Raw genomic sequence first — 23022 nt, 5'->3', positions numbered from 1 at the left:
AAGAACTAAAAAGGACCGAACATAAAATGTCCGATCCTTCGTTCTAATTCAGGTCTGCCGGGTAGACTACACCAATTTGCCTCCGAGCTTCTTCAATAACCTCCATTGTTATCATCGAGTTAGCGTAGGAGTTGATATCAGATTCAGTCTTTCCAGCCTGAACCAAACGGATGAATTCCTTAGTTTCGTAATACATAGAATCACTTAATTGGTCCTGAGTGAGGTCCTCCCTCTCTCCATTCCGATAATGCAATTCAACCTTTTCAGGTGAACTTATTCTATCTATAACGATATTTCCCTCTTCCCCTTGAATTTCTGCAGGCAGACTGGAATCGGTTATTTTACTGTACATGATGACCGCATCCATGTCAGGGTATTTAAGGACCATGCTTCCTTCCCCGTCGACTCCAGATTCCAGCACATAGCCTGCTGCTTTAATCTCCACAGGTTTACCGAATAAAGCTACAAGCGGATACACACAGTAAATCCCGATGTCCATTAGTGAACCATTAGAAAAATCCGGATTGAATGCATTCAGCACAGTTCCCTGCCTGTATGCATCATAACGTGAAGAGTATTGGCAATAGCTTGCAAAATACCTGCGCACCTGTCCGATTTTATGAAGATTTTCTTTTACAGCCAAAAAATTAGGCATAAAGGCAGACTTTAGGGCTTCCATGAGAAGAACATTGTTTTCCCTGGCAGCAGCTATCATAGATTTAAGTTCCTTTGTATTTGAAGCAACCGGCTTTTCGCATAAGACATGAACATTATTTTTCATAAATAGGATGGACTGCTCAGCATGCAGGGAATTCGGGCTCGCAATATAGACCGCGTCGATTTCGCCGCTTGCGGCCATCGTCTTTAAATCAGTAAAAGTCCTCTCCACACCGTACTTGGCTGCAAATTCTTTTGCTTTCTCTTCTGTTCGTGAATAAACAGCTGTCAGCTGAAAATCTTCAACCTGCAGTGCCGCTTTTAAAAATCTTTCTGTAATCCAATTAGTGCCTACTATACCGAAACGAACCAATTCTATTCCTCCATTTTTTTGTATAAGATATCTTCATATAATGAAGGACAATTTGCTAAAAATCAACGGTTTGCCATTCTTCCAGGCAAATAGTTTTCATCGGTGTCCAGCCTCGGTAAACTGGGATGCGGCTTTTACCCGTACCCAAGGACGCCCATTTTCCCAATCTACTGTTATTGGTACACGGAATGTTTCTTCAAGGAGCGAATCTGTCAGCGTGTCTCTTTTTTTGCCTTGTGAAATGACGTTTCCTTTCTTCAGCAGCATGGCATGGGTTATCGAAGGAACAATTTCCTCGATATGATGGGTAACATAAATTATTGTGGGACCATCTTGATGAGCAGCCATTTTCTCAATCGAGCGAAGCAATTCTTCCTGCGAATAGATATCAAGCCCATTGCATGGTTCATCGAGAATAAGCAGCCTTGGTGAAGCCATTAAGGCTCTTGCAATCATGGCTTTTCGTTTTTCACCCTGTGAGAGGGATGTGAGGTTTTGATCCTGGACATGGCTAATATTGAACTGATGCATTAAGTCCTTTGCTTTTTCCAGGTCCTGCAGTGTTATTTCTTGATAAAGGCCTATAGAGGCAAATCTCCCGCTCAAGACAATTTCCAGGGCAGTTTCTGATGGACGGAATTGAAATTTATCGTCCAGGGATGTGCTAACCCAGCCGATGGATTTTCTAAGCTCCGGTATATTTGTCTTGCCATAAAGATTTCCTAATACTGAAACTTGCCCGCCATTTGGCCACAGATAGCCGGTAATCATCTTCAGAATCGTTGTTTTCCCTGATCCATTCAAGCCTAATAAGGCCCAATGTTCTCCTTTTCTGACATGCCATGAAACTTTGTTCAGTATCTGCTTTCCGTTTCTTTTCCAGCTTATCTCATCCAGTGAAATAATATTGCTGCTCTTCACATAACTCATTCATATCCTCCTTATCCTTTTATAACGGCCCAAAAACCTTAAAACTAAATAGAGCTGAAGACAGTAAAGACTTCCATAGCACCTGCTGGAAATCCTGTGTCTCAGCTCATCCTTTTAAAAATTACTTATTTTCTGCATCAATCATCCCGGAAGCAATACCAGCCCGGCGAAACTTTACAGCGTTTTTTTGATAAAATTCTGCCCCTGCTATGATACGCTCCTGCAGTTCCTCCTTCACCGGCTTTAAGGCTTTCGCAGGAACACCTGCTGCAAGGATGTTTTTCTCAATCACTTTATTTTCCCCTACTACTGCTCCTGCCGCAATGACTGCACCATTCTTAATGATGGCACCGTTAAGTATAATCGCTCCCATGCCGATCAGGGCACCATCTTCAATGGTACATCCATGAATCACACAATTATGGCCGATTGTGACATTCTGTCCAATGCTCACAGGGTAACCTTCATCGACATGAATCATCGTTCCCTCCTGAATATTGGTGCCCCTTCCGATTCTGATGGAATCATTGTCCCCGCGCAGGACAGAATTGAACCAAACGGACACATCAGCCTCCAGTTTTACATTGCCGATAATATAGGTGTTAGGTGCCAAATAGACGGTTTCATGAACGTCTGGCTTCAGTCCTTCAAAATCTAAGATCAATTCCGGAACGCCTCCTTCTTATGAAGCTACAGTTTGATCTGAATCGCTCGCATTGTTTTTGCGCTTCTTAATCCACTTATTAATGAATGGATACAATATACTGATGATGGATAATACAATGAAGGTTAAGGCAATCGGCCTTGTGAAGAAGATGGAAATATCATTGTTCGACATCTGCATGGCCCTTCTGAACTGTTCTTCAGCAATGGGACCGAGCACAACGCCAAGCACGATAGGTGCCAGCGGAAATTTGGCATTTTCCAGATAGTAGCCGATAATTCCGAATACCAGCATCATAGCCACATCAAAAATCGAATTCCTGACTGCGAAAGTGCCAACAATACAAAAGAGAACGATAAGTGGTCCAATGATTGTGTAGGGCACTTGCAAAATTTTAGAGAATACCGAAATAAACGGCTTGGCAATGACTAAAATCAGCAAGTTGGCAACAAGAAGACCCATCAGGATGGTATAAATGAGCGAACCCTGTGTGGTAAACATCAAAGGCCCCGGCTGGATTCCATGCAGAATAAAGGCGCCAAGCAGTATGGCGGTTGTGGCGCTTCCCGGAATTCCCAGGGAAAGCAAAGGAACCATGGCACCCATTGCTGCTGCATTATTGGCAGACTCTGGTGCAGCTACCCCTTCTGGAATTCCAGTTCCAAATTCCTTTGATCTTTTTGACCACCTGGCAGCTTCACTGTAGCTGAGCATGGCTGCAGTAGTTGCACCTATTCCCGGAAGGATTCCAATAAATACACCTAATAAGGAGGAACGTCCAATGACCCCAGAAATTCGTTTCATGACATTCCAGTTTGGAAGTTCGGAACTCACTTTTTGCTTTGCATTCACCTTGTGGACCTGCTGAACTCTTCTCAGCACCTCTGATATAGCGAATAATCCAATCAGAACAGGAATGAAGTCAATACCCGACATTAACTGGCCTGAACCGAATGTAAATCTTGGCACACCAGTCATTGTATCGATGCCAATAGTGGCAATAAACAAACCGAAGGAAACACCAATGAATCCTTTAACCAGGTTGCCTGCACTCAAGGAAGCTACTACCGTCAGACCCATTAGAGCAAGCGCAAAATACTCCGGGGACGAAAATCTAAGCGCAAAAGAGGCGAGAAGCGGCGTCAAAAAGATTAATACCAGCGTTCCAAAAACACCCCCTGTGGCGGAACTGAAGATGGAAATGCCGAGGGCTTTCCCCCTTCACCCTTCTTCGCCATGGGATACCCGTCGAAAACGGTTGCTACCGCTTCAGGTGTGCCTGGGGTTCTAAACAGAATAGCGCTTATAGACCCTGAAAAAACAGATGTGGCATAAATGGAGGTCAGCAGCAAAAATGCTGCAGCCGGATCCATTGCATAACTGACAGGAAGAAGAATAATGACCAGCATGGTTCCGCTTATACCCGGTATCCCTCCTCCAATGAAACCAAGCAGGACACCGACCATAAGAATGAAAAAATTAAAAGGCTGAAAAAGATTCCCAAAACCGCCTAAAAGTCCTTCTATCATTAAGTTCACCTCTTTTATTAAAGTTGGCTATTAATAAAACAGCAAGCTAAGTGAATAAAAAATCCCTGTTCCCCGCGGGAAAGGCAGATTCAATAAAATGGGAAACAGCACGATAGAACCGGCAGTTGCCAGAATACCTGTCAGCAGAGCCCGAATATAGCTTTTCATACCGAACAAAAGCGCCATCACAAAAATCCCCAGAATCGTTGCAGCAATAAAACCAACATAGCCAAGAATAAAAATATAGGTGGCAAGAACTGCAAACAAGAGGAAGAACTTTTTCGGATGAACGAGCTGCTCCTCATTATCTGCATCTGCTGAATCAATGTCATCTCCCTTTATATTCTCAACATTTTTCACCTTTAGAGCCCTCATCAGCAGGATAACTGATAGAATTAGCATCAGGATCATTAAAGCTGCCGGCCATGTTCCTGCAGAAATGAAATTCCCTGTCCTATTTTCCACCTGGAGTGACATAACCAGAAAAAAAGACGAAAAGACTATCATGATAATCGAAAGATTTCGTTCCAGCTGCATCTCTTAGCCCCCAAAATTCAGTAAGTTAATTGGAGGAGGCTGTGAGCCTCCCTGCCATTTTAATCACACTTTATTTCCTATCCACTTAAGAATATTTAAAGTCAGGCTTCCGTTTTTCCAAAAATGAACGCACGCCTTCCCGATAATCCTCTGAAAGAAACGATTCAATCACAAGCTCGGCTGTTTCAGGTGAATCTTCAATGGCCCCGGCAAGCACTTCATTAATGATTTTTTTGAACCCCTGACTGACAGCTGAGCATTTCTGCAAATTAACTCTGCATATCTGACCGTTTCCTCTTTAATGGCTTCTGCAGGATATATCCGATCGATGAGACCAATCTGATACGCTTCCCGGGCATCCAGGAGCCTTCCTGTGTAAAGAATGTCCTTGGCTTTCGCCGGGCCGACAAGATCTACAACATTTTTGGTTCCCGGTGTATTGTATACTAGGCCAAGCTTTGCTGGAGTAATGCCGAAATTGCCCTGTTCATCAGAGAATCTAAAATCACAGGCAACCGCAATTTCACATCCGCCGCCAACACAAAAGCCCTGTATCATGGCAATCGTTGGCTTAGATGCATTCATGATTGACTTTTCTGCTATCATCGTAGCCTTGTTATACTTTTCAGCGCCTTCTGCTGTATACCTTAATGTCTTAAATTCGCTGATATCTGCGCCTGCCGAAAAAGCAGCAGATCCAGTCCCTTTAAAAATGATTACTTTTACATTGGCATCATTTTCGCATTCCTCAATAAGCTGCGGAATCCTTAACCAGATTTCATAACTGAGGGCATTCCTTTTATCCGGCCGGTTGAAGCATATGAATGCAATTTCTCCTTCAACCTGAAGATAAACCGGTTCACTGTACGTCTTCTCCCTGCTGAATGCTTCCAGATTCTTAGACATATCACTAACGACCTTTCTGTTATTTTTTATTCAGGATGGGCTTTTCTTCCAAGGTCTTCACAGCTCCTGATTTTGTTAAATTTCTTATGGAATCTTCGTCATAGCCCAAACCATTCAACACTTCAATCGTGTCCTGTCCGAAGAGAGGAGAGGGGGTTTTCACCTCACCTGGAGTTTTTGAAAATTTTGCGGGAATGCCAATCATCTTCATTTTTCCGATTAATGGATGCTCCACTTCCTGAATCATGCCTCTTGCTTCATAATGCGGATCCTGAACCGCCTCTGCAAAGTTGTTGATTGGTCCCGCAGGCACCCCTGCTTTTTCACAGAGATCAATCCAATGTCTGGTATCTTGATGCATTAATACAGCCTCAATATCTTCTTCCAGTTCACTCACATGTTTGTTTCTCAATAAATTGGTTTTATAGCGCGGATCTGTCAGCCATTCAGGCTTTTCGGCAACATCTTCGCAAAATCTTTCCCATGTCCTTTGATTGGCACATCCAAGCATCATATAACCCGATTTTGTTTTAACCGCCTGGTATGGAGCAGACACACGGTGCCTCCAGCCGGTTGCTTCCGGTATCGTTCCTTCTGCAAAATAGGCCCCTGCCTCCCACGTAAACCATGGAAGCCCGATCTCAGCCAGGGCAATATCCACATGCTGTCCTTCCCCTGTCTTCATCTTATGGATAAAAGCTGCCAATATCGAATAGGCTGCAGTTATGCCTGCCCCGATATCATAAACGGCGATGCCTGATTTCATTGGCCGCATTCCTTTTTCTCCGGTCATGCTCATAAGCCCTGTCATCCCCTGGGCTACCAGATCGAACCCGCCCTTATGGGAATAAGGGCCAGTCTGGCCATAACCTGAAATAGAACAGTAGACTAGCCCAGGATTAATCTTCTTTAGGCTTTCAAAGTCAATGCCAAGTGATTTTGTTACTCCCGGGCGGTAATTTTCAACAACAACATCTGCTTCTTTAGCCAATTGATAGAAAATTTCTTTTCCTTCATTTGTTTTAAGGTTTAATGCTATGCTTTTTTTATTTCGGTTTATCTGAAAAAAGCAGGTAGATTCCCCGTTTACATAAGGGCCCATTTGGCGGGAATCGTCTCCGCCATTCACTTTCTCCACTTTCATGACTTCCGCACCGAGATCCGCAAGGACCATAGTGCAATACGGACCAGCCATGATTTGCGATGCATCAAGGACTTTCATTCCTTGTAATGGTCCCACTCAGAACACCCCATTTTGAAAATATTGTCTCAGAAGTGAGCCCGATGTGACCGGCAGCTGTTCATTTCTATACATTCATAATCTGTGCATGTTATAATAAAATCGATTTTCATGAGAATGGAGCATTTCTATTTTGGCGAGTGGAGATGCTCTTTTTTTATTCGCAGATCATATTCATTCCGCGTTCCAGATCGTTGCGCAGATGATTCGCTGCAGATTGGTAGACAGCTATCTCGTCCCGGGCTTTAAGAGCATGAAGGATTTGGCTATGTTCCTTAAGAATTTCTCTATTATGCTCGTTGTTTTTTAGGATATTGGCCCGGTATAGCAAAAGAAATGAACGTACTTGCTTAAGCAAGTGCACTGCCCGCCTGTTTGGGCTTGCATCCAAGAGCCGATCATGAAACTTAGCATTCCATTCAAGTAAAAGTAGATGGTTTCCTTCCAAAAAGGCATCTTCAGCTCTTTCAAGAATTTCTTCAATGCAATTCAGCTGCTCTTCTGTAATCGCTTTCAAAACAAGTCCCATTATTTGAGGTTCCAGCATAATGCGAGTTTCATATAAATCCTTAAAATCAGTTTCATCCAGTATTACAATAGATAGCCCCAGCTGATCCTGAACCAGCAGTCCTTCTATTTGCAGCTGGCGCAGTGCTTCTCTTAACGGGGTCCGGCTTATATTATATTTTTCCGCCAGATGGGAAACATTGACCTTCTCACCAGGCTTTAATTGTCCTGACAAAATGGATTTTTTTATAATGTCATAGATTTGCTGATAAAGCGGCTGCGTAAATTTCAGGCCCTGCACCATCTTTGCCTATCCTCCTTTAAATGAATTATCTCTGCCTGTTGCTGTATACTGTGTGCTGTATCCTGGATACAGCTTCAAGGGCGATCATATCTGCCAGTCGGAATGGCAGTCAATAACCTGAACAAAATCTCTCAAGATTATATAAAACTAGTTTTACTTCGACAAAAATCTTCAGCAGCCTATCGAGCAAATCTATGAAAATCTATCATGAAGCTTGCAGGAGGCAAAAAGGCAGATATTCTGCCTTTCGGCAATTTTATTCAATCATTCTTTTAATAGAGAACCGTAAGTGTCGATTAGCTTTTCAAATTCGGCATTATACTCTTCTGAATTTAGCCAGCCATCCCGAAGGTGCAAGTAATTGGCTTTTTCATACTCTTTATAGTCCGGGCGATTTTTCGCTTCCTCAAGGGCTTTTTCAAGCGCTGAAATGATTTCAGGCGGCGTATCCTTATGGACCATGAAGCCTCTGCCCTGGCCGTCTGTTACATCTATCCCCATTTCAGTTGATATCGGAACGTCCTCAAAACCTTCCATTTTCTCTTCAGTAAAGGCAATCAGCATCTTAATATCTCCGCTTTCCAGCTGCGCAATCGATGGTCCAGGCTCCTCTGCAATGACATCGATATGTCCCCCGAGCAGTGCTGCTGTCATCTCTCCAGAACCTTCAAATGAGATATAATTAAACTTTGTTCCAGTGGCTTTTTCAAACTGTTTGACTACCAGTTCATCAAAGCCGGCTGAACCTGTACCGCCAATTGTGATCTCACCAGGTTTTTCCTTTGCCTTTGCGATAAGATCATCAATATCCTTGAACTTGCCATCGCTTTTTACTTGGAGGGTCATGGTATCATTTTGGACCCTTCCGACAGAAGTTAATTTGCTCAAATCATTTTTTTCCACTCCTGCTGCAATATTTACGGGATGATTGGATGTTGCAGACCAGATGGTATAACCATCAGCCGGCTGCCTTGCCACATGGTCAGCCGAATTAATCCCCGCCGCACCAGGCATATTCACAACATTTATGTTTACACCAAGAATATCTTTAAGTTCTTTTGCAATGGCCCTGGCAAAATTGTCACTCCCGCCGCCCGCGCCAAAGCCAACAATAATTTCAATCTGCCGCTCGGGAAAGTTGCCGCTGCTTTTCTTTTCCTCCGAGCTTGCTCCCTGAGGTGAAGAATTACATGCCTGCAAAAAGAATACCAATGCAATTGCCAGAGACAAAAACGAAATCCTCTTTAATTTCATGTTAATTTTCCCCCATATTAAGAAAAGTTTTAAATTTCTGTAAATTAAAAGCGTATTATTTCCTATAAAACAACTTAGAATGAAGATTACTTAATCAGACATGGACCTATTCCTCGATCTGGATCGTCACCTCCCTGTTTATGTCATGTTTCATTAAACTTCAATGCAATTTTTGTGCCGAAAAGCAAATAACTCGATTAACTTTTTTACCGGGAACCAAAATCGTAAGCGGTTTCAAATTAAATGGGACATTCACACTTTTAATGAATTTAAATTCTGAATTCCTTCCAATACACTTATCAATCATTTTTGTTCTCTTTTGAAACAAATTGTCCACTCTTCTGTTTCAATTTGAAACTTTTATTGTTTTCCTGCAGATTCTGCCCTTTCAATTGACTCCATCAGATAGTCGGCAACATGCTTTGTTTCAATCTGATCCTCCATTCCTTCACGATGAACCCCCAGTTTCATTTGGAGGAAACAGCCTGGATTGGCTGTTATTAGAACAGCTGATTCAGTTTCTTTGACTCTGGACATTTTCTTATCCAGTATTTCATTCGCAAGTTTTGGCTGCAATAAATTATAAATTCCGGCAGACCCGCAGCAATATTTCTTTTCAGGGAGATCCACATATTCCGAGTTTGGAATTTCCTTCACCAATTTAGCTGGAGCATCCTTCACCTTCATTACATATTGCAGATGGCAGGAAGGCTGATAGGTTACTCTTTCACCTCTGCCGGCAGTTTCAGGCATTTCTCCTTTTTCATATATGATCTCACTGATATCCCTTATTTTGGCAGAAAATACTTTAGCCCTCTCCAGCCAATGTTGATCCCCCTGAATAAATCTGCATATTCCGCAAGTGCAGCACCGCATCCTCCGGCATTGGTAATAATATAATCCACATTTGCTTTTTCAAAAGCCTGAATATTCGCTTTGGCCATTTCAATGGCCCTGTCTTTTTCCGCTATGATGGTGGAGTGCTCCACAGCACATCTGCGCTTTAGGGGTTACCACATCAAATCCAGTCTTCGACAGCAGTTTAATGGAATTATCGTTTGTTTCTCTGAACATGACATCCATGATGCAGCCATGGAAAAAGGCTACCCGGCCCCTTGCTGCCTTTTCTTCATCAGCCCTCGGAGTAAACTCAGCATGATGTTTCCTCCCTGAAGGCGGTAAAATGGAAGGCGTGATTCTTTCCATTTGCCTCATCTGCTCTGGGAAGAATTTCAAAATGCCCAGTCCTCTAGTTATATACTGAAGCCCGCTTTTTTGATAAAACCACAGAAGATTGCCAACAGTATTAAGCCTTTTTTGGTTGGCAAGAACATGGTCAAAGAAGTAATCTTTAAAAGTCCTTACCGGATATGCAGGTTTTTTAATATCTGTTTGTACAGGTGCTTCAGCGGCTGCTGCTATTCGCTCCTTGGCGAGCATGACGATATCAGGGACCTGAACATCAATAGGGCATGCATCCACACAGGCTGAGCAAAGCAGGCAGCGATCAAGCTGATCTTTGATTTCCTGATTTACGGGGATATTGCCCTCAATCAGACTTCTTGCCATCAATACTCTGCCCCTGGGACCATCAGCTTCCCTGCCTGTGATATCTAAGGTAGGACAAACATTGCGGCAGGCACCGCAGCGCACGCATGTTTGCATGGATTCCTTCGCCGTCAGCAATTTCATTACATTCACCTCCAACCTAGTTAGGCAATGCCATCTTGCCTGGATTTAAAATATTATTTGGATCAAGCGTCCTTTTAATGGCCCGCATCACTTCCATGGCAGGACCATGCTCTACATCCATATATTTGGCACGGACAATTCCAACTCCATGCTCGGCTGTCGTCGTTCCTTCCATTTTGATTGCCAGTTCATGAATATCGTCGATCAGTTTCTGCACATTTTCCATTTCAATTTCATTATTCATGTTCACTACCGGTCCGGTATGCATATTTCCATCACCAACATGACCGTATATTCCGCAGATGATGCCATATCGTTCTGCGATATTATGAATCTCCCGGAGTGTTTCAGGGAGTCTCGAAATTGGCACACAGATGTCTTCGCCGCCATACACCCGGAAACCGCCCGGCTTTAAAAGTCCAACCGCAGCACCAACAAGCTTCCTTGCCTGCCAGAGCTTTTCACACTCATCCGGCTCATCGCTGAACTTTATATAATTCGTAAATTTTTCGACTACCTTCCTGAGCCGGTTCACCTGGGAGGTTACCTCCTCTTTGGCACCATCCACTTCAAAAACAAGAATAGCTTCATTATCCAGGGGAAGATTCAGCTCAGGCTTCATCATGTTGACAGCCTTCGTACAATTGAAGTCCATGATTTCGATGGCTGATGGCTGCAGGCCTGAAGAAAAAACAGCGTTAACCGCCTCTCCCGCATCTTCCAATCTTTCAAATGAGCATAAAACAATACCTCGTGTGACAGGGAGCGGCAATAATTTCAGACGAAGGCGCGTTACAATTCCAAGAGTGCCTTCTGAACCAATCATTAAATGGGCAAGGTCGTAGCCGGAGACCGATTTAAGCGCCTTCGATTTTGCTCCGCCAGTCACAATGATGTCACCGGTGGGCAGTACGACTTCCATTCCCAGGACATAATGGCGGGTAACACCGTATTTGACTGCCCTCAGCCCGCTTGAATTGTTGGAAACCATTCCTCCCACTGTGCACATATTTGCGCTTCCCGGGTCAGGAGGGAATCTTAGTCCATAAGACTTCAAAGCCTCATTTAAATCATTTTGGATGACTCCCGGCTCAATCACTGCCTGCATATTCCTGTGATCAATCTCCAGGATTCGGTTCATTTTCGATAAATCCAGCATAATGCCGCCTTTAACCGGGACGGCTCCGCCTGTTTGCCCGGTGGCTGCCCCTCTCGGGTATAACGGTATTTTAAATTCGTTGGCCAGCCGGACACATTCACTGACCTCTTCAGTTGACAGAGCAATAACGGCCACTTGAGGCAGTTTCGGACGGAGCTGTGTTTCAAAGGATGCATCATAGGAGTAGGTCATCATATCAGTGCAATTGGTTAATAGCCGGTCGTCTCCGAAGATATTTCTTAATCGGGATATCACGTTTTCATCCAGCGGAGGCGGTGTCATTGTTTCATTCATTCTTTCTCCTCCTTACAAACTATTTATTTTTCGCCAGAGGGGTCGTCCTGCCGATCCCCAGAATCTTTGCGGCTTCTGTTTTATTGCCGTTTACCTGCTTCAGCACGTTCAGTATATACTCTTTCTCATAGTTTTGAAGCTTCGTTTCTTCATCTACTTCATTAATGCTGTGTTGTTTCAGCACATGCAATTTGGAAAAGTCTTTCCCGCCTGCAGCTAAAACAGTTTCTGAATCAATCAATTTCTCAGGGGAAAGAATCATCGCTCTTTCAACAATGTTCCTGAGCTGGCGTATATTACCCGGCCAATGATAGCTTTGCATAATCTTCATAGCTTCAGCAGTGAAGCCCTTAATATTTCTCCGAATGCCCGGTTCCAATTCTTTTATGAAAAAATCGCATAACAATGGAATATCAAGGATCCTTTCACGCAAGGACGGAATTGGGATATCAAGAATATTGAGGCGATAATACAAATCAGCCCGGAAGCTCCCATCTTCGACCATCTTCTCAAAATCACGGTTCGAGGCAGCGATTACCCGAATATTAATGGGGATCACTCTTTCATCCCCTAGCCGCATCACTTCCCCTTCCTGCAAAACCCTGAGGAGCTGGGCCTGGAGGGATTCAGCGAGTTCGCCAATTTCATCAAGGAAGATGGTTCCCTGATGAGCCAATTCAAATAACCCGGTTTTTCCTCCTTTTTCGCTCCCGTAAAGGCTCCTTCGACGTAGCCGAATAATTCGCTTTCCAGCAGGTTTTCAGGGATAGCCGCACAATTCACTGCAACGAATGGCCCTTCCGTTCGCTTGCTGAAGCTATGGATTAAATGGGCGAATACCTCTTTTCCCACACCTGTTTCACCCGTCAGGAGAATAGTAGAATCCACCTGAGAATATTTCTTCACCTTTTCGATCGCTTTCTGATACATCTCACTTTCCCCGACAATATTATTTAGACTGTATTTTGTGACATGGCCGCGGTGAAGGAGCTTTTTACGGATTTCCTGCTCCTGCTGCTGAAGTCTATGAACCTCCTGAAACGTACAGACAGCTCCAAACACCTTTTGCTCGTGCCTGATGGGTATTCGATTTGCAACCACTTTTACACCATTGGCATCCTGAATGCGGTTCAGTTCTTCCTTACCAGTCGAAAGAACTTTTTCATTTGTGAATTAACGAGGATATCATCAATCTGCTTACCGATTACAGAATCATATGGCAGGTTCAAGATACTGTAAACGGAAGGATTGCATACTGTAATAACCCCTTTTTCATCCACAGCAATTACACCATCAGCAATAAAATCAAGAATTGCCTGGAGTTCCTTGGTTCGTTTCAATTCTGTGCGCCTTACTTCAATCAGGCTTCTTGCTTCATGAATGGCCTGGATGACCGATTCCACTCCAGACGTTAATATCACTGTTTTTATCGAATTATTTTTGACTTTGTTCGTAAAAATACTTTTCCCAATCAGGACATCTATCTCTTTTTTGCTGAGAGCCTCGACAGCTGCTTCAGCTTCCTCAGGTACAATTACGCAATGCTTTTCAATCGATAACCCCAGCACGGATTCAATTGTTTGGATCCCCTGCAAAACATCCCGGGTGTCGGCTATTCCAATCTTCTGTCCGAGCTTTTGCGCTTCTTTGATGGTTCGAAGCAGATCATATCCGGTTATGGGAATCTGCACGACGGGTATGCCAAGATCGGACTCAATGAGCTTTAATCCCAGGGTTCCTCTGCTAATGATTACTTCTGTGCCGGCTTTTTCAAATTCTTTAGCAGCTGCAATAGCATTCCGGAAGCTTACCTTTCTTATCGCGACATCTTCTCCTGTTTTTTTCGCTGCTTCCTTTGAAACCTGTATAAGCGCGTCAATTGGGGTTAAAATGGCAATTTCGGACATTGCTTCACCTCATTTTCCTTTTTCTCTTGGACAAGTTTTATAATTATATTAAGTTAATCTTATCAGATGCCAAGGAAAATTTCGGTAAGTTTTCATAATAATCAGTCTATTTGTTTGATAAATTAGATCAGAATAGTTTCTGATTTTATTTTAATCACGCCTTCAACCTGGCCAAACGGGCCATCTGGTGAACACATCCCCGCTGCTGTGCCGGAAAGCTGAAAAAAATAAGAGAGATCCTTAAGGTCCTTATCATTCAGCTGTTCAAAAACCGTACCTCCTATAATCACTGCATTTCCTATTAAACTGTCCTCAAAAATGTCCAGCAGATGGGTGCAGAGCATTTTTCCGTTTCCTTTTCCAGTTAAGGCTCCGTTGATTTCAATATAAGTCGTTTCAGGTATGAACATACTAAATGATCCGGATGCCAGGCAAGCCGCCATTGAATCCGGCGAGATAACAATGGGAATGGCCCCCTTCCTCCAAGACACTTAATATCCTCATCTATTCCTGCAATAAGCATTCCATTCAGCGGAATATTTTCTGAACGGAAATATTGGGCCAAATCGCAATCTATTAGTCTTATTCCTTTTCCTAAACAGAACTTACGGATGGCTTCATCTTTCGCATCTCCATAAGAAAAAGAATCTTGGCCGGATTTTTAACGTTTTTGTACCCTTGTCTGATAAATCCTTTGATAACATTAAGGGGATTTTTGCCGCTGACGAATAGGAAATCTGGGATCACATTGATCTGATCCCCTGGAGTAACTGATGGGAGATTTGCCAGTTCAGCGAGTCGTTTTTCAAATATATTCACCCGGCTCACGTCTCCTTAGGACCAGAAATTTAACAGTATGGATTTTCGAGCCAATGCCGCTGTGCGGCGGAAACTCCTGCACCTAACTCCACTTCATATCCGGTCTTCAATAAAGCAAGCTCCATTGCGGCAAACATCTTCAGCATATCTGCCGCATCCGTATATCCCATATGGCCGAGACGCAAAATCTGATTCTTCACCTTTCCAAGACCGCCTCCCAATGCGATATGGAAATCTTCCCGCATCATCTTTCTGAATTCATCGGCATTATTTAATTTTACGGCTGTCAGGGTTGGACTGGCAGCCGAGTCATCCACCAGCAATTCAAGACCTAAAGCCCTTACCCCTGCCCTTGTCATATCCCGAAGTGCTGCATGCCTTTTATACTCAGCTTCTATTCCTCCGTTTCTTTCTATCATATTGCAGGCCTCAAGCAGCCCGCATACAAGTGATATATTTGGGGTATAAGGTGTTCCAGTTCCTGATTCCAGGCCTTTTTTATAAAGTTTAAGGTCAAAATAGAAGGATGGGCACTGATGATCATTTACAGTATTCCATGCTTTTTCACTCAAAGTAATCAATGCAAGTCCTGGAGGCAGCATTAAAGCTTTCTGTCCTCCAGTTGCCACTATATCAATGCCCCATTCGTCCATATATAGGGGGTGCCGACTATCGAGCTGACCGCATCAACGAGGAATATGGCATCTGTTTCTTTTACAACTGCTGCAATCTCTTTTATGTTGTTGATTGCAGAGGTGGATGTTTCACAATGTGTCGCAAAAACAGCTCTTGCCTCAGGATTTTCCTTTAATGCTTTTCTCACATCCTCAGGATCGACAATTTTTCCCCATTCCGCATCGACCCGGACGGTTTTGCAGCCAATGTGGTCTGTAATTCCCTGAAGGTACTCACCAAAATAGCCGACAACGCAAAGGATGATCGTATCATTGGGGCCAACCGTATTAATAATTGCTGTTTCAAGGGCGGAAGCTCCGCTTGAGGTAAGCGGAATCACCAGGTTTTCAGTCTGGAATATCGTTTTGGACTTTTCAGTCGTTTCCTGAAGTACATCCTGGAAGGCTGGATTCCGGTAATCCATCATGGGGTGATCGAAACTTCTTAGCATGGCACGCTGTATTTCTTTCGGAACCTGAACCGGCCCCGGCAATCTTAAATCCAATTTCTCTTCAAACATAGCTTCCTCCCCTTATCGTTTCTGATTTATATCTTGCTAATGAGTATTGTTGCAATTTCCGTGCCAAGGTTGAATGTCTTTCTTACAAAGGTTTGTTTGTTAGAGGAGTGTTTCAGCGTTTCATTTTGGAACGATGTGGAACAGTTTGGTGAAACAGCTGGTGGTGTTAGAAATTTTCGAATTGGGTTCTTCTTTTGGGATGGTGGTACCGTTATGACGATGATTTTTTGAGGGTTCCTGATTTTCGGATTATTGACAGCGGTTATAACGACTGGATTTTTATCTGTATTCTATTTAGGTGTTGAATTACCTATTAACTACCATTTTTGCTTTACTACTCTCTTTTTCGGCGTAAATCCATTGGATTAACTAGCATTTTCGCCTTTCTCCACTCAATTTCGTCGTAAATCCATGTGATTAACTACCATTTCCGCCTTACTCCACTCAATTTCGTCGTAAATCCACGCGATTAACTACCATTTTCGCTTTACTGCACTCAATTTCGTCGTTATTCCATGTGGTTAACTACCATTTTCGCCTTACTCCACTCAATTTCGTCGTTATTCCATGTGATTAACTACCATTTTCGCCTTACTCCACTCAATTTCGTCGTAAATCCACGCGATTAACTACCATATCGCTTTACTGCACTCAATTTCGTCTTTATTCCATCAGATTAACTACCATATCGCTTTACTGCACTCAATTTCGTCTTTATTCCATCAGATTAACTACCATATCGCTTTACTCCACTCAATTTCGTCTTTATTCCATGTGATTAACTACCATTTTCGCCTTACTCCACTCAATTTCGTCGTAAATCCACGCGATTAACTACCATTTTCGCTTTACTGCACTCAATTTCGTCGTTATTCCATGTGATTAACTACCATTTTGCCTTACTCCACTCAATTTCGTCTTTAATCCATCAGATTAACCACCATTTTTCTTTACTGCTCTTTTTTAAGCCTTGGTTAGTGTTTTTGACTGCTATTGTTCCTTCCTGTTCTGGATTTTGCAAGCAATTATGCTGAAGCTTTTCATTGTTTAAAATTGGGCTTTCTCAATCATTCATTAAAATATATTAAACAACAAAAGGCAGCCCCATTCTTTCGAACAGGCTGCCTTTTTAACATTATTAATTGTGGGCTTTCTAAGAAATCTTCTTTAATTCATCTGTTAAGCGGATGAATTCTTCCTTGTTTCGGCTAGTCAATGCTTCATCAATTTTTTCGCGAAGCTTTTCTTTTCGGTATTCCTTAAGAGCTTGATTTAGGACTTGTTCTGCTAACACTGACACGTTTTCCTCAGACTGTTGCGGCGAGTTAAGTAGACGTTTTTCCATTTAAAATCAACCCCTTGACCTTTTTTCTATTGTAACAGAAGTTTTCAGATTATTCAAATCATTATTTACTGGAAATTTTGTCAGCAGCTGCTAAGCTTGTTAAATACAATGTACCCGGTTAGTGAACAGTTTAAACAAAATAAAAAAAGCTGACTCGTGAGAAAAAATAATTTCCTCACAAGTCAGCCCTCTTACGCTTTGGCTGTTTCAAGTATGCTCATTACATTTTGTACTGACTTAACAGATTGATCAAGAGCTTTTTTCTCATCGGCAGTCAATGGAATTTCAATGACACTTTCTATTCCATTTCCGCCCAGGATTGTAGGCACTCCCAGATAGATGTTACTGTATCCATACTCACCTTCCAAATAGGCAATTGAAGGAAGGATTCGTTTTTTATCTTTCAGAATCGATTCTGCCATTTCAACCATTGAAGCTGCAGGAGCATAATAGGCACTTCCCTGGCCAAGCAGATTTACAATTTCTCCTCCGCCTTTTCTGGTTCTTTCCACAATCGCTTTGATTCGGTCGGCAGGGAGTATTTTCTCCAGTGGAATGCCGCCAGCATACGAATATCTGACCAGCGGAACCATATCATCTCCATGACCGCCCAGGACAAAACCTGAAATATCTTCAATGGAAACTCCCAGCTCTTGAGCCACAAACGTATTAAATCGGGCTGTATCTAATACTCCCGATTGGCCGATTACCCTATTTTTCGGAAAACCAGTAGTTTTATAGCAGACAAAGGTCATTGCATCGACAGGATTGCTTAACACAATAATATAGCTTTCCGGGGCGTATGTTTTTATATTTTGAGAAACTTCGATCATAATCTTTTCATTTACAGCGACAAGATCGTCCCGGCTCATTCCTGGTTTTCTTGGCATTCCGGCAGTAATCAATACTAAATCGGCATCTTGAATGTCTTCATAGCTTGAAGTGCCGGTTATGCTGGCATTGAAGCGCTGAATCGGTCCAGCTTCAAGCATATCCAGGGCCTTGCCTTTTGTTGGGTTCGTCTGTGAAGGTATGTCAACTAAGATTATGTCTCCCAATTCTTTTTGGGCCAGCATCAATGCTGCTGTCGCACCCGTAAAGCCTGACCCGATTACGGCAATCTTTCTTCTCTTAAAAGTCATGGCTGTTCCTCCATTTCATCGTACTAGTGGAGTACTTTAATTATCTTCAACGCTATCCAGTTCCGCCGCAGATATCTGTTTCTTTTTGCTGGCTCCCTTTTTTACGGGGGTGCTTCAGGAGCTGGCTCTTGTTTCATTTCCTTTGGTTTCCTGTCATCTAATAAAGCTTTTTTGATATCTTCATCAGGATGAGGTATAACATGCGCTGACACGAGTTCACCCACTCTGGCTGCTGCTTCCTTACCTGCATCCACAGCAGCCTGAACAGCACTTACATCCCCCTGAACCAAAACCGTTACTAAAGCGGCGTCCACTTTTTCCTGCTTCACCAAAGTAACATCAGCAGCTTTCAGCATGGCATCTGCTGCTTCAATGGACCCAATAAGCCCTCTTGTTTCAATCATGCCTAGTGCTCTTGCCATCCTATTTCACCTCTTTCTTTTCAACGTCTACAGAATCGATAATTCCAATAATCAATGCATCAATTGGCAATCTTATATCTCCGGACATATTTGAAGCCGAACTTCCACGCGTAACGAGAACTTGATCACCGACTCCTGCCCCAATACGGTCAACCGCAACGAATGATTTTGCTGCTGAAAGACCATGAGGCTCGACAACCAAAAATTTCAGGCCCGTTAAATTATCTTCTTTTCTTGTGGCCCATACATTGCCGATTACCGTTCCCATTTCCATGTGTTTTCAGCCCCTTTTGTATCCATTACAATGATGCTTTTTCCCAATTCCCGTGCTGTATCGCGTGCTAAAGGTGTTATAATGGTCTGTTTATCTGCGAGGATTTCATTCATTTTGCATTCTTGAACATCTCTTTGTGTGATCAGCTTCTTTGAGAGAGGCTGATCTGCGCTGATAGGCTTTGGCGCTGCAAAATCTTCCAGGCTATTGATTTCAACCCCGAACTTTAACAGCTTTTCCTTATACTCCATTAAGCTTAAAGAATACTCCCCGTTTGTTTTTTCTCTCCATTCAGGATTTTATAAAGTTTTGTTTTCGGAATTAAGGTAACAGGGACATAGTCAATAATACAGGCTGAGAGAAGCTCGCTTTCCGGTGTATCGCAAATGCCCAGTGCCCCTTTCACAAACAAGTCCTGGGAAGCATCAAGAAAAATAACCCTCATAACATTATGCAGCTCAGCTTCTTCGCTAAAGTCATAAGGAAGGACATTCCAGTTTTCCTCTAACACTTCTAATATATTTGGATCGACTTTCCCTAAATCTCCAACTGCGAGGATATTATGTTTAGATTTAGAATTTGGAGCAGATTTGGCACCAAATAAATTTTTTACCACTTCTTCAACTATTTGTTCAATTAAATGCCGGTCAATCATAATCTTTCCTCTTGCCTTACTAACCTGCCAGCTGTTTTACCGGTAATCAGTCCTGCATTGGCTTCATCAGTATCAATATGCATTTCAAGTCTATACCGGGGTGAGATTCTAATTAACACATTTCCAAAGGATATTGGACGTTCTCCCTCTGCCTCAACTTTAACGTATTCCCCATTTTTCACGCCGAAAGTTTCAGCATCTTCCGGAGCCATATGAATGTGTGCCTGCGCGATAATAAGACCTTCTTTTTTATAAATGCTGCCCTTGGGTCCTATCAGAGTTACAGGTGAAGATCCTTCTATTTTCCCGGATTCGCGGAGCGGGGTTTCAGCCCCAGTTTGATCGAATCAGTACGGCTGACCTCTACCTGGGTCATATTGCGGGCAGGACCAAGAATGCGCACCTTTTCAAGGCTTCCTCTTGGTCCTGCGATGGTTATAGTTTCGTTAGCAGCAAATTGGCCAGGCTGAGATAAATCAGCTTTTTCGGTAAGCTGATAGCCTGTTCCAAAAAGAATCTCCAAATCTCTTTGATTTAAATGACAGTGCCGGGCAGAGACAGCCATTGGAATTGAATGATCTTTTCCTGAGGAATCTTTTAGCCTTGAGACGATTTCCTCTACAATCGATTGAATGGCTTGCTCGTTCATGGATTTAAGCTCCTAACTTAGTAATCTTGTATTAAAGCTCAGCATCAATTTTTGGAAGAATGCTCTCCAATTCATTATGAGGACGAGGAATGACATGAACAGATTTCAATTCTCCAACACGCTGTGCTGCTGCAGCTCCCGCATCCGTTGCCGCTTTGACAGCACCTACATCACCGCGCACAAGCACCGTAACAATACCGCCCCCTACATGTACCTTTCCAACTAAATGAACATTCGCAGCCTTCACCATAGCATCTGCAGCTTCCACTGAAGCAACCAGCCCTTTAGTTTCGATCATGCCTAATGCAGTTAATTCTCTAGCCATTTTTATTTCCTCCTAATTAGTTAGTTTGATATTTTTTCATCACTTGATTGACCATGTCGGCAATCATCTTTGCATCCACTTCGCCATCTGGCGATACTTGCTTGAGAACTTGATTAACAATATGATCAACATCCGGGCTGCCGGCTAGTTCTTTTTCAGCTTTAGAAGATGATGATGCCGGTTTTGGGATGGTGATTTCTTTCGTACCATAAGCCATTCTTTTAATATTGATCAGGTGGCGTGCTGTTACATTATCAGAGGTAATGTTGCCGCCGAATGAACCGCATCCCAGAGTCAGAGAAGGCATCAATCCGGTTGTCGCCCCAACAGCCCCAATAGACGAGAGCGTGTTGACCATCATTCTTGAAACTGGCATTTCAAGAGCAAAATCCTTAGCCACTGCATCGTCATTCGTATGAATTGAGAGGCTATGCCCTCTTCCGCCCAAATTGAGCAGCTGCAGGCAGATATCTTTTGCCTCCTGGCAGCTTTCCGCTGTATAAAGGGCAAAAACCGGAGATAGTTTTTCAATTGAAAATGGTATGTCTTTGCCTACTCCAGTTTCTTCAGCAATTAAAACTCTTGTTTCTTCAGGGACTTGGATACTGGCCATGGCTGCGATTTTAACAGCACTTTGACCGACGATATCCGGATTCAGCTTTCCCGGTGAAGGCGAAATGACTTTTTCCAACGCCGCTTTTTCATGGTTATTTAAGAGATAAGCCCCATTATTTCTCAGTTCTCTCATGGTCATTTCTTTGATATTGCGATCGACGACAATCGATTGTTCAGTAGCGCAAATCGTTCCATTATCAAAAGATTTACTGTCAATGATCATTCTCACCGACTGGTCCACCTTAGCGGTTTTTTCAATATAGCAAGGCACATTTCCAGGCCCTACTCCATAGGCAGGCTTACCTGAGCTATATGCAGCCCTGACCAGTCCGCCGCCTCCTGTTGCTAAAATGAGATTGATGTCGCGATGCTTCATTAATTCGTTTGTTGCACTCATTGAAGGCTTTGAGATCCATCCAATCAATCCTTCGGGTGCACCTGCCTGTATGGCTGCTTCATTCACAATTTTTAAAGCTTCAACTGTACATTTCACTGCCCTTGGATGTGGGCTCACGACAATGGCATTTCTTGTTTTTAGAGCAATCAGTGCTTTAAAAATGGCTGTTGAAGTAGGGTTAGTCGTTGGAATGATGCCTGCAATGACACCGTAAGGATAAGCTATTTCCGATACTTTATTTACCCGGTCCTCATGTATGATGCCTACTGTCTTTTCATCTTTGATAGACTCATAGACAGCCTTGGAACCGACTTCGTTTTTAATTTTTTTGTGCTCGGCAATGCCCATCCCTGTTTCCTCTACCGCCATCCGGGCAAGGTAAAGTGACTTGGCATAAGCAGCATCAGCGGCTTTTTTGACGATTTTGTCAACCTGCTCCTGCGTAAAGGCCATATACTTAAACTGCGCTTCCTTGGCCCGCTTTACCGCATCCCGCATTTCCTGCATGGATTGAAGATCATGATCAAATTGCAAGATTCCACGCTCCTTTCAGGATATTTTGAAAGAATTAGTATTTTATAGGGTTCTGAGAAATTTCCATAATGGCATCCCGGAAAGCATCAGCTGCTGCCTGGCATGCTGATTGAGAGCCGGTCAGCAGTCCCCCGCCAAAGTTGGTTTCCGAAGGCGGCCCGAAAAATTTAACCATTTCAACATCCGCTGCCTTTAGAGCAGCGTCAAGTCCATAAACGGCTTCCAAAGGAGGGGCTATTAAATACGCTATAGGCTCTCCGATTTTGATGCCTGCTTCCTTTGACAGATAGGACCCTGTTCTGGAAACAACATGTGCATAAATGGCATGCGCTTTTTCCTCATCAAGCGCTTCAAAATAAGCATCGGATTCAGCTGTCTGGAGGACAGCCTCCATACCGCTTTTGACTTCATCAGGAGACGGCCCTGCCAAAATTCCAATCATTTCACCTGATAATGGCCCAGAAGCATGAGCAGCACCCGCATAAAAGGACCTGGCATAAACCACTTCGACATCAGCTCTTTTAGTAGCTTCATCGAGTGCGGTATAGCCTACGTCATCGACTGTTGAGGTGAAAATCGCCAGGCTTCGGTGATGGGGCTTAAGCTGAAACTGCTTTGCAAGCTCTTGGTCCACGTTAGGAATCACCCGAACAGCCAATATATCAGCGTGAATGCGTTCTAATCCCATTTTTTCTGC

The 23022-nt window shown here is 43.2% G+C and carries 23 protein-coding genes and 5 pseudogenes; all 28 read right to left on the bottom strand.

Going from position 1 to position 23022, the window contains the following annotated elements; genetic code table 11:
- Positions 1-43: 43 nt before the first annotated feature.
- Complete coding sequence (locus M5V91_RS07720) at positions 44-1030, bottom strand: Gfo/Idh/MocA family protein (RefSeq protein WP_009334406.1); 987 nt, start codon at positions 1028-1030, stop codon at positions 44-46.
- 96 nt (positions 1031-1126) lie between these two features.
- Positions 1127-1960 carry an ABC transporter ATP-binding protein gene (locus tag M5V91_RS07715; protein WP_019383101.1) on the bottom strand — a complete coding sequence of 278 codons (834 nt, stop codon included), beginning with the start codon at positions 1958-1960 and terminating at the stop codon, positions 1127-1129.
- Positions 1961-2081: 121 nt separating this feature from the next.
- A complete protein-coding gene (locus tag M5V91_RS07710) occupies positions 2082-2624 on the bottom strand; it encodes a gamma carbonic anhydrase family protein (protein ID WP_019383102.1) in 543 nt (180 codons plus the stop codon).
- A gap of 18 nt (positions 2625-2642) precedes the next feature.
- Positions 2643-4090, bottom strand: a pseudogene (locus tag M5V91_RS07705) (tripartite tricarboxylate transporter permease).
- Between the two features lie 93 nt (positions 4091-4183).
- On the bottom strand, positions 4184-4690 hold the full coding sequence (locus M5V91_RS07700; protein ID WP_009334402.1) for a tripartite tricarboxylate transporter TctB family protein: 507 nt from the start codon (positions 4688-4690) through the stop codon (positions 4184-4186).
- A gap of 168 nt (positions 4691-4858) precedes the next feature.
- Positions 4859-5596 (bottom strand): enoyl-CoA hydratase-related protein, encoded by a 738-nt coding sequence (locus tag M5V91_RS07695; RefSeq protein WP_284521968.1) that lies wholly within the window; start codon positions 5594-5596, stop codon positions 4859-4861.
- A 19-nt stretch (positions 5597-5615) separates the two neighbouring features.
- Entirely contained in the window at positions 5616-6836 is a 1221-nt protein-coding gene (locus tag M5V91_RS07690; protein WP_019383105.1) for a CaiB/BaiF CoA transferase family protein, read from the bottom strand.
- A gap of 157 nt (positions 6837-6993) precedes the next feature.
- Positions 6994-7647 carry a GntR family transcriptional regulator gene (locus tag M5V91_RS07685; RefSeq protein WP_019383106.1) on the bottom strand — a complete coding sequence of 218 codons (654 nt, stop codon included), beginning with the start codon at positions 7645-7647 and terminating at the stop codon, positions 6994-6996.
- A 264-nt stretch (positions 7648-7911) separates the two neighbouring features.
- Positions 7912-8901: a tripartite tricarboxylate transporter substrate binding protein gene (locus M5V91_RS07680; protein WP_019383107.1), complete on the bottom strand. Its 990-nt coding sequence runs from the start codon at positions 8899-8901 to the stop codon at positions 7912-7914.
- A 360-nt stretch (positions 8902-9261) separates the two neighbouring features.
- Positions 9262-9654, bottom strand: a complete 393-nt coding sequence (locus tag M5V91_RS07675) for a (Fe-S)-binding protein (protein WP_284521967.1) — start codon at positions 9652-9654, stop codon at positions 9262-9264.
- A gap of 35 nt (positions 9655-9689) precedes the next feature.
- Positions 9690-10566: pseudogene (locus tag M5V91_RS07670) on the bottom strand ((Fe-S)-binding protein).
- Positions 10567-10609: 43 nt separating this feature from the next.
- The gene (locus M5V91_RS07665; RefSeq protein ID WP_019383109.1) at positions 10610-12046 is read right to left on the bottom strand and encodes an FAD-binding oxidoreductase; all 1437 of its coding nucleotides are present in this window, start codon (positions 12044-12046) and stop codon (positions 10610-10612) included.
- A 19-nt stretch (positions 12047-12065) separates the two neighbouring features.
- Entirely contained in the window at positions 12066-12308 is a 243-nt protein-coding gene (locus tag M5V91_RS07660; RefSeq protein ID WP_284522262.1) for a helix-turn-helix domain-containing protein, read from the bottom strand.
- Between the two features lie 21 nt (positions 12309-12329).
- Positions 12330-12976, bottom strand: a pseudogene (locus M5V91_RS07655) (sigma-54 interaction domain-containing protein); the annotation flags it as partial.
- 200 nt (positions 12977-13176) lie between these two features.
- A complete protein-coding gene (locus tag M5V91_RS07650; protein ID WP_284521966.1) occupies positions 13177-13953 on the bottom strand; it encodes a PrpR N-terminal domain-containing protein in 777 nt (258 codons plus the stop codon).
- Between the two features lie 122 nt (positions 13954-14075).
- The gene (locus M5V91_RS07645) at positions 14076-14444 is read right to left on the bottom strand and encodes a hypothetical protein (protein ID WP_284521965.1); all 369 of its coding nucleotides are present in this window, start codon (positions 14442-14444) and stop codon (positions 14076-14078) included.
- Between the two features lie 103 nt (positions 14445-14547).
- Complete coding sequence (locus M5V91_RS07640; RefSeq protein WP_284521964.1) at positions 14548-14772, bottom strand: hypothetical protein; 225 nt, start codon at positions 14770-14772, stop codon at positions 14548-14550.
- Between the two features lie 29 nt (positions 14773-14801).
- Positions 14802-15871: pseudogene (locus M5V91_RS07635) on the bottom strand (pyridoxal-phosphate-dependent aminotransferase family protein).
- 1249 nt (positions 15872-17120) lie between these two features.
- Positions 17121-17312 (bottom strand): IDEAL domain-containing protein, encoded by a 192-nt coding sequence (locus tag M5V91_RS07630; protein ID WP_009334392.1) that lies wholly within the window; start codon positions 17310-17312, stop codon positions 17121-17123.
- Between the two features lie 191 nt (positions 17313-17503).
- On the bottom strand, positions 17504-18454 hold the full coding sequence (gene mdh / locus M5V91_RS07625; RefSeq protein ID WP_217024666.1) for a malate dehydrogenase: 951 nt from the start codon (positions 18452-18454) through the stop codon (positions 17504-17506).
- Between the two features lie 101 nt (positions 18455-18555).
- Entirely contained in the window at positions 18556-18876 is a 321-nt protein-coding gene (locus M5V91_RS07620; RefSeq protein ID WP_284521963.1) for a BMC domain-containing protein, read from the bottom strand.
- A 1-nt stretch (position 18877) separates the two neighbouring features.
- Entirely contained in the window at positions 18878-19150 is a 273-nt protein-coding gene (locus M5V91_RS07615) for a EutN/CcmL family microcompartment protein (RefSeq protein ID WP_019383115.1), read from the bottom strand.
- Positions 19132-19401 carry a hypothetical protein gene (locus M5V91_RS07610; RefSeq protein WP_284521962.1) on the bottom strand — a complete coding sequence of 90 codons (270 nt, stop codon included), beginning with the start codon at positions 19399-19401 and terminating at the stop codon, positions 19132-19134. Before M5V91_RS07610 ends, M5V91_RS07615 begins: the two co-directional genes overlap by 19 nt.
- A 5-nt stretch (positions 19402-19406) precedes the next feature.
- The gene (locus M5V91_RS07605) at positions 19407-19805 is read right to left on the bottom strand and encodes a hypothetical protein (RefSeq protein ID WP_284521961.1); all 399 of its coding nucleotides are present in this window, start codon (positions 19803-19805) and stop codon (positions 19407-19409) included.
- Positions 19802-20454: pseudogene (locus M5V91_RS07600) on the bottom strand (phosphate propanoyltransferase). Before M5V91_RS07600 ends, M5V91_RS07605 begins: the two are co-directional and overlap by 4 nt.
- A gap of 31 nt (positions 20455-20485) precedes the next feature.
- Entirely contained in the window at positions 20486-20779 is a 294-nt protein-coding gene (locus M5V91_RS07595) for a BMC domain-containing protein (RefSeq protein WP_009334386.1), read from the bottom strand.
- A gap of 16 nt (positions 20780-20795) precedes the next feature.
- Positions 20796-22325: an acetaldehyde dehydrogenase (acetylating) gene (locus tag M5V91_RS07590; RefSeq protein WP_251174535.1), complete on the bottom strand. Its 1530-nt coding sequence runs from the start codon at positions 22323-22325 to the stop codon at positions 20796-20798.
- Between the two features lie 34 nt (positions 22326-22359).
- Complete coding sequence (eutL, locus tag M5V91_RS07585) at positions 22360-23013, bottom strand: ethanolamine utilization microcompartment protein EutL (RefSeq protein WP_009334384.1); 654 nt, start codon at positions 23011-23013, stop codon at positions 22360-22362.
- Between the last annotated feature and the right edge of the window lie 9 nt (positions 23014-23022).

The organism is Cytobacillus pseudoceanisediminis (genome assembly GCF_023516215.1).
Classification (GTDB): domain Bacteria; phylum Bacillota; class Bacilli; order Bacillales; family Cytobacillaceae; genus Cytobacillus; species Cytobacillus pseudoceanisediminis.
This window is presented reverse-complemented; position numbering and strand designations above follow the sequence as displayed.

Bases quoted from the DNA above. Each gene is read 5' to 3' on its own strand.
- M5V91_RS07605 (WP_284521961.1), bottom strand. From the start codon at position 19,805: ATGATTGACCGGCATTTAATTGAACAAATAGTTGAAGAAGTGGTAAAA.
- mdh (WP_217024666.1), bottom strand. From the start codon at position 18,454: ATGACTTTTAAGAGAAGAAAGATTGCCGTAATCGGGTCAGGCTTTACG.
- M5V91_RS07715 (WP_019383101.1), bottom strand. From the start codon at position 1,960: ATGAGTTATGTGAAGAGCAGCAATATTATTTCACTGGATGAGATAAGC.
- M5V91_RS07675 (WP_284521967.1), bottom strand. From the start codon at position 9,654: ATGCCTGAAACTGCCGGCAGAGGTGAAAGAGTAACCTATCAGCCTTCC.
- M5V91_RS07660 (WP_284522262.1), bottom strand. From the start codon at position 12,308: ATGATTCTTTCCCCTGAGAAATTGATTGATTCAGAAACTGTTTTAGCT.
- M5V91_RS07680 (WP_019383107.1), bottom strand. From the start codon at position 8,901: ATGAAATTAAAGAGGATTTCGTTTTTGTCTCTGGCAATTGCATTGGTA.
- M5V91_RS07695 (WP_284521968.1), bottom strand. From the start codon at position 5,596: ATGTCTAAGAATCTGGAAGCATTCAGCAGGGAGAAGACGTACAGTGAA.
- M5V91_RS07650 (WP_284521966.1), bottom strand. From the start codon at position 13,953: ATGTCCGAAATTGCCATTTTAACCCCAATTGACGCGCTTATACAGGTT.
- M5V91_RS07615 (WP_019383115.1), bottom strand. From the start codon at position 19,150: ATGGAAATGGGAACGGTAATCGGCAATGTATGGGCCACAAGAAAAGAA.
- M5V91_RS07595 (WP_009334386.1), bottom strand. From the start codon at position 20,779: ATGGCTAGAGAATTAACTGCATTAGGCATGATCGAAACTAAAGGGCTG.
- M5V91_RS07610 (WP_284521962.1), bottom strand. From the start codon at position 19,401: ATGGAGTATAAGGAAAAGCTGTTAAAGTTCGGGGTTGAAATCAATAGC.
- M5V91_RS07685 (WP_019383106.1), bottom strand. From the start codon at position 7,647: ATGGTGCAGGGCCTGAAATTTACGCAGCCGCTTTATCAGCAAATCTAT.
- M5V91_RS07630 (WP_009334392.1), bottom strand. From the start codon at position 17,312: ATGGAAAAACGTCTACTTAACTCGCCGCAACAGTCTGAGGAAAACGTG.
- M5V91_RS07700 (WP_009334402.1), bottom strand. From the start codon at position 4,690: ATGCAGCTGGAACGAAATCTTTCGATTATCATGATAGTCTTTTCGTCT.
- M5V91_RS07665 (WP_019383109.1), bottom strand. From the start codon at position 12,046: ATGAATGAAACAATGACACCGCCTCCGCTGGATGAAAACGTGATATCC.
- eutL (WP_009334384.1), bottom strand. From the start codon at position 23,013: ATGGGATTAGAACGCATTCACGCTGATATATTGGCTGTTCGGGTGATT.
- M5V91_RS07620 (WP_284521963.1), bottom strand. From the start codon at position 18,876: ATGGCAAGAGCACTAGGCATGATTGAAACAAGAGGGCTTATTGGGTCC.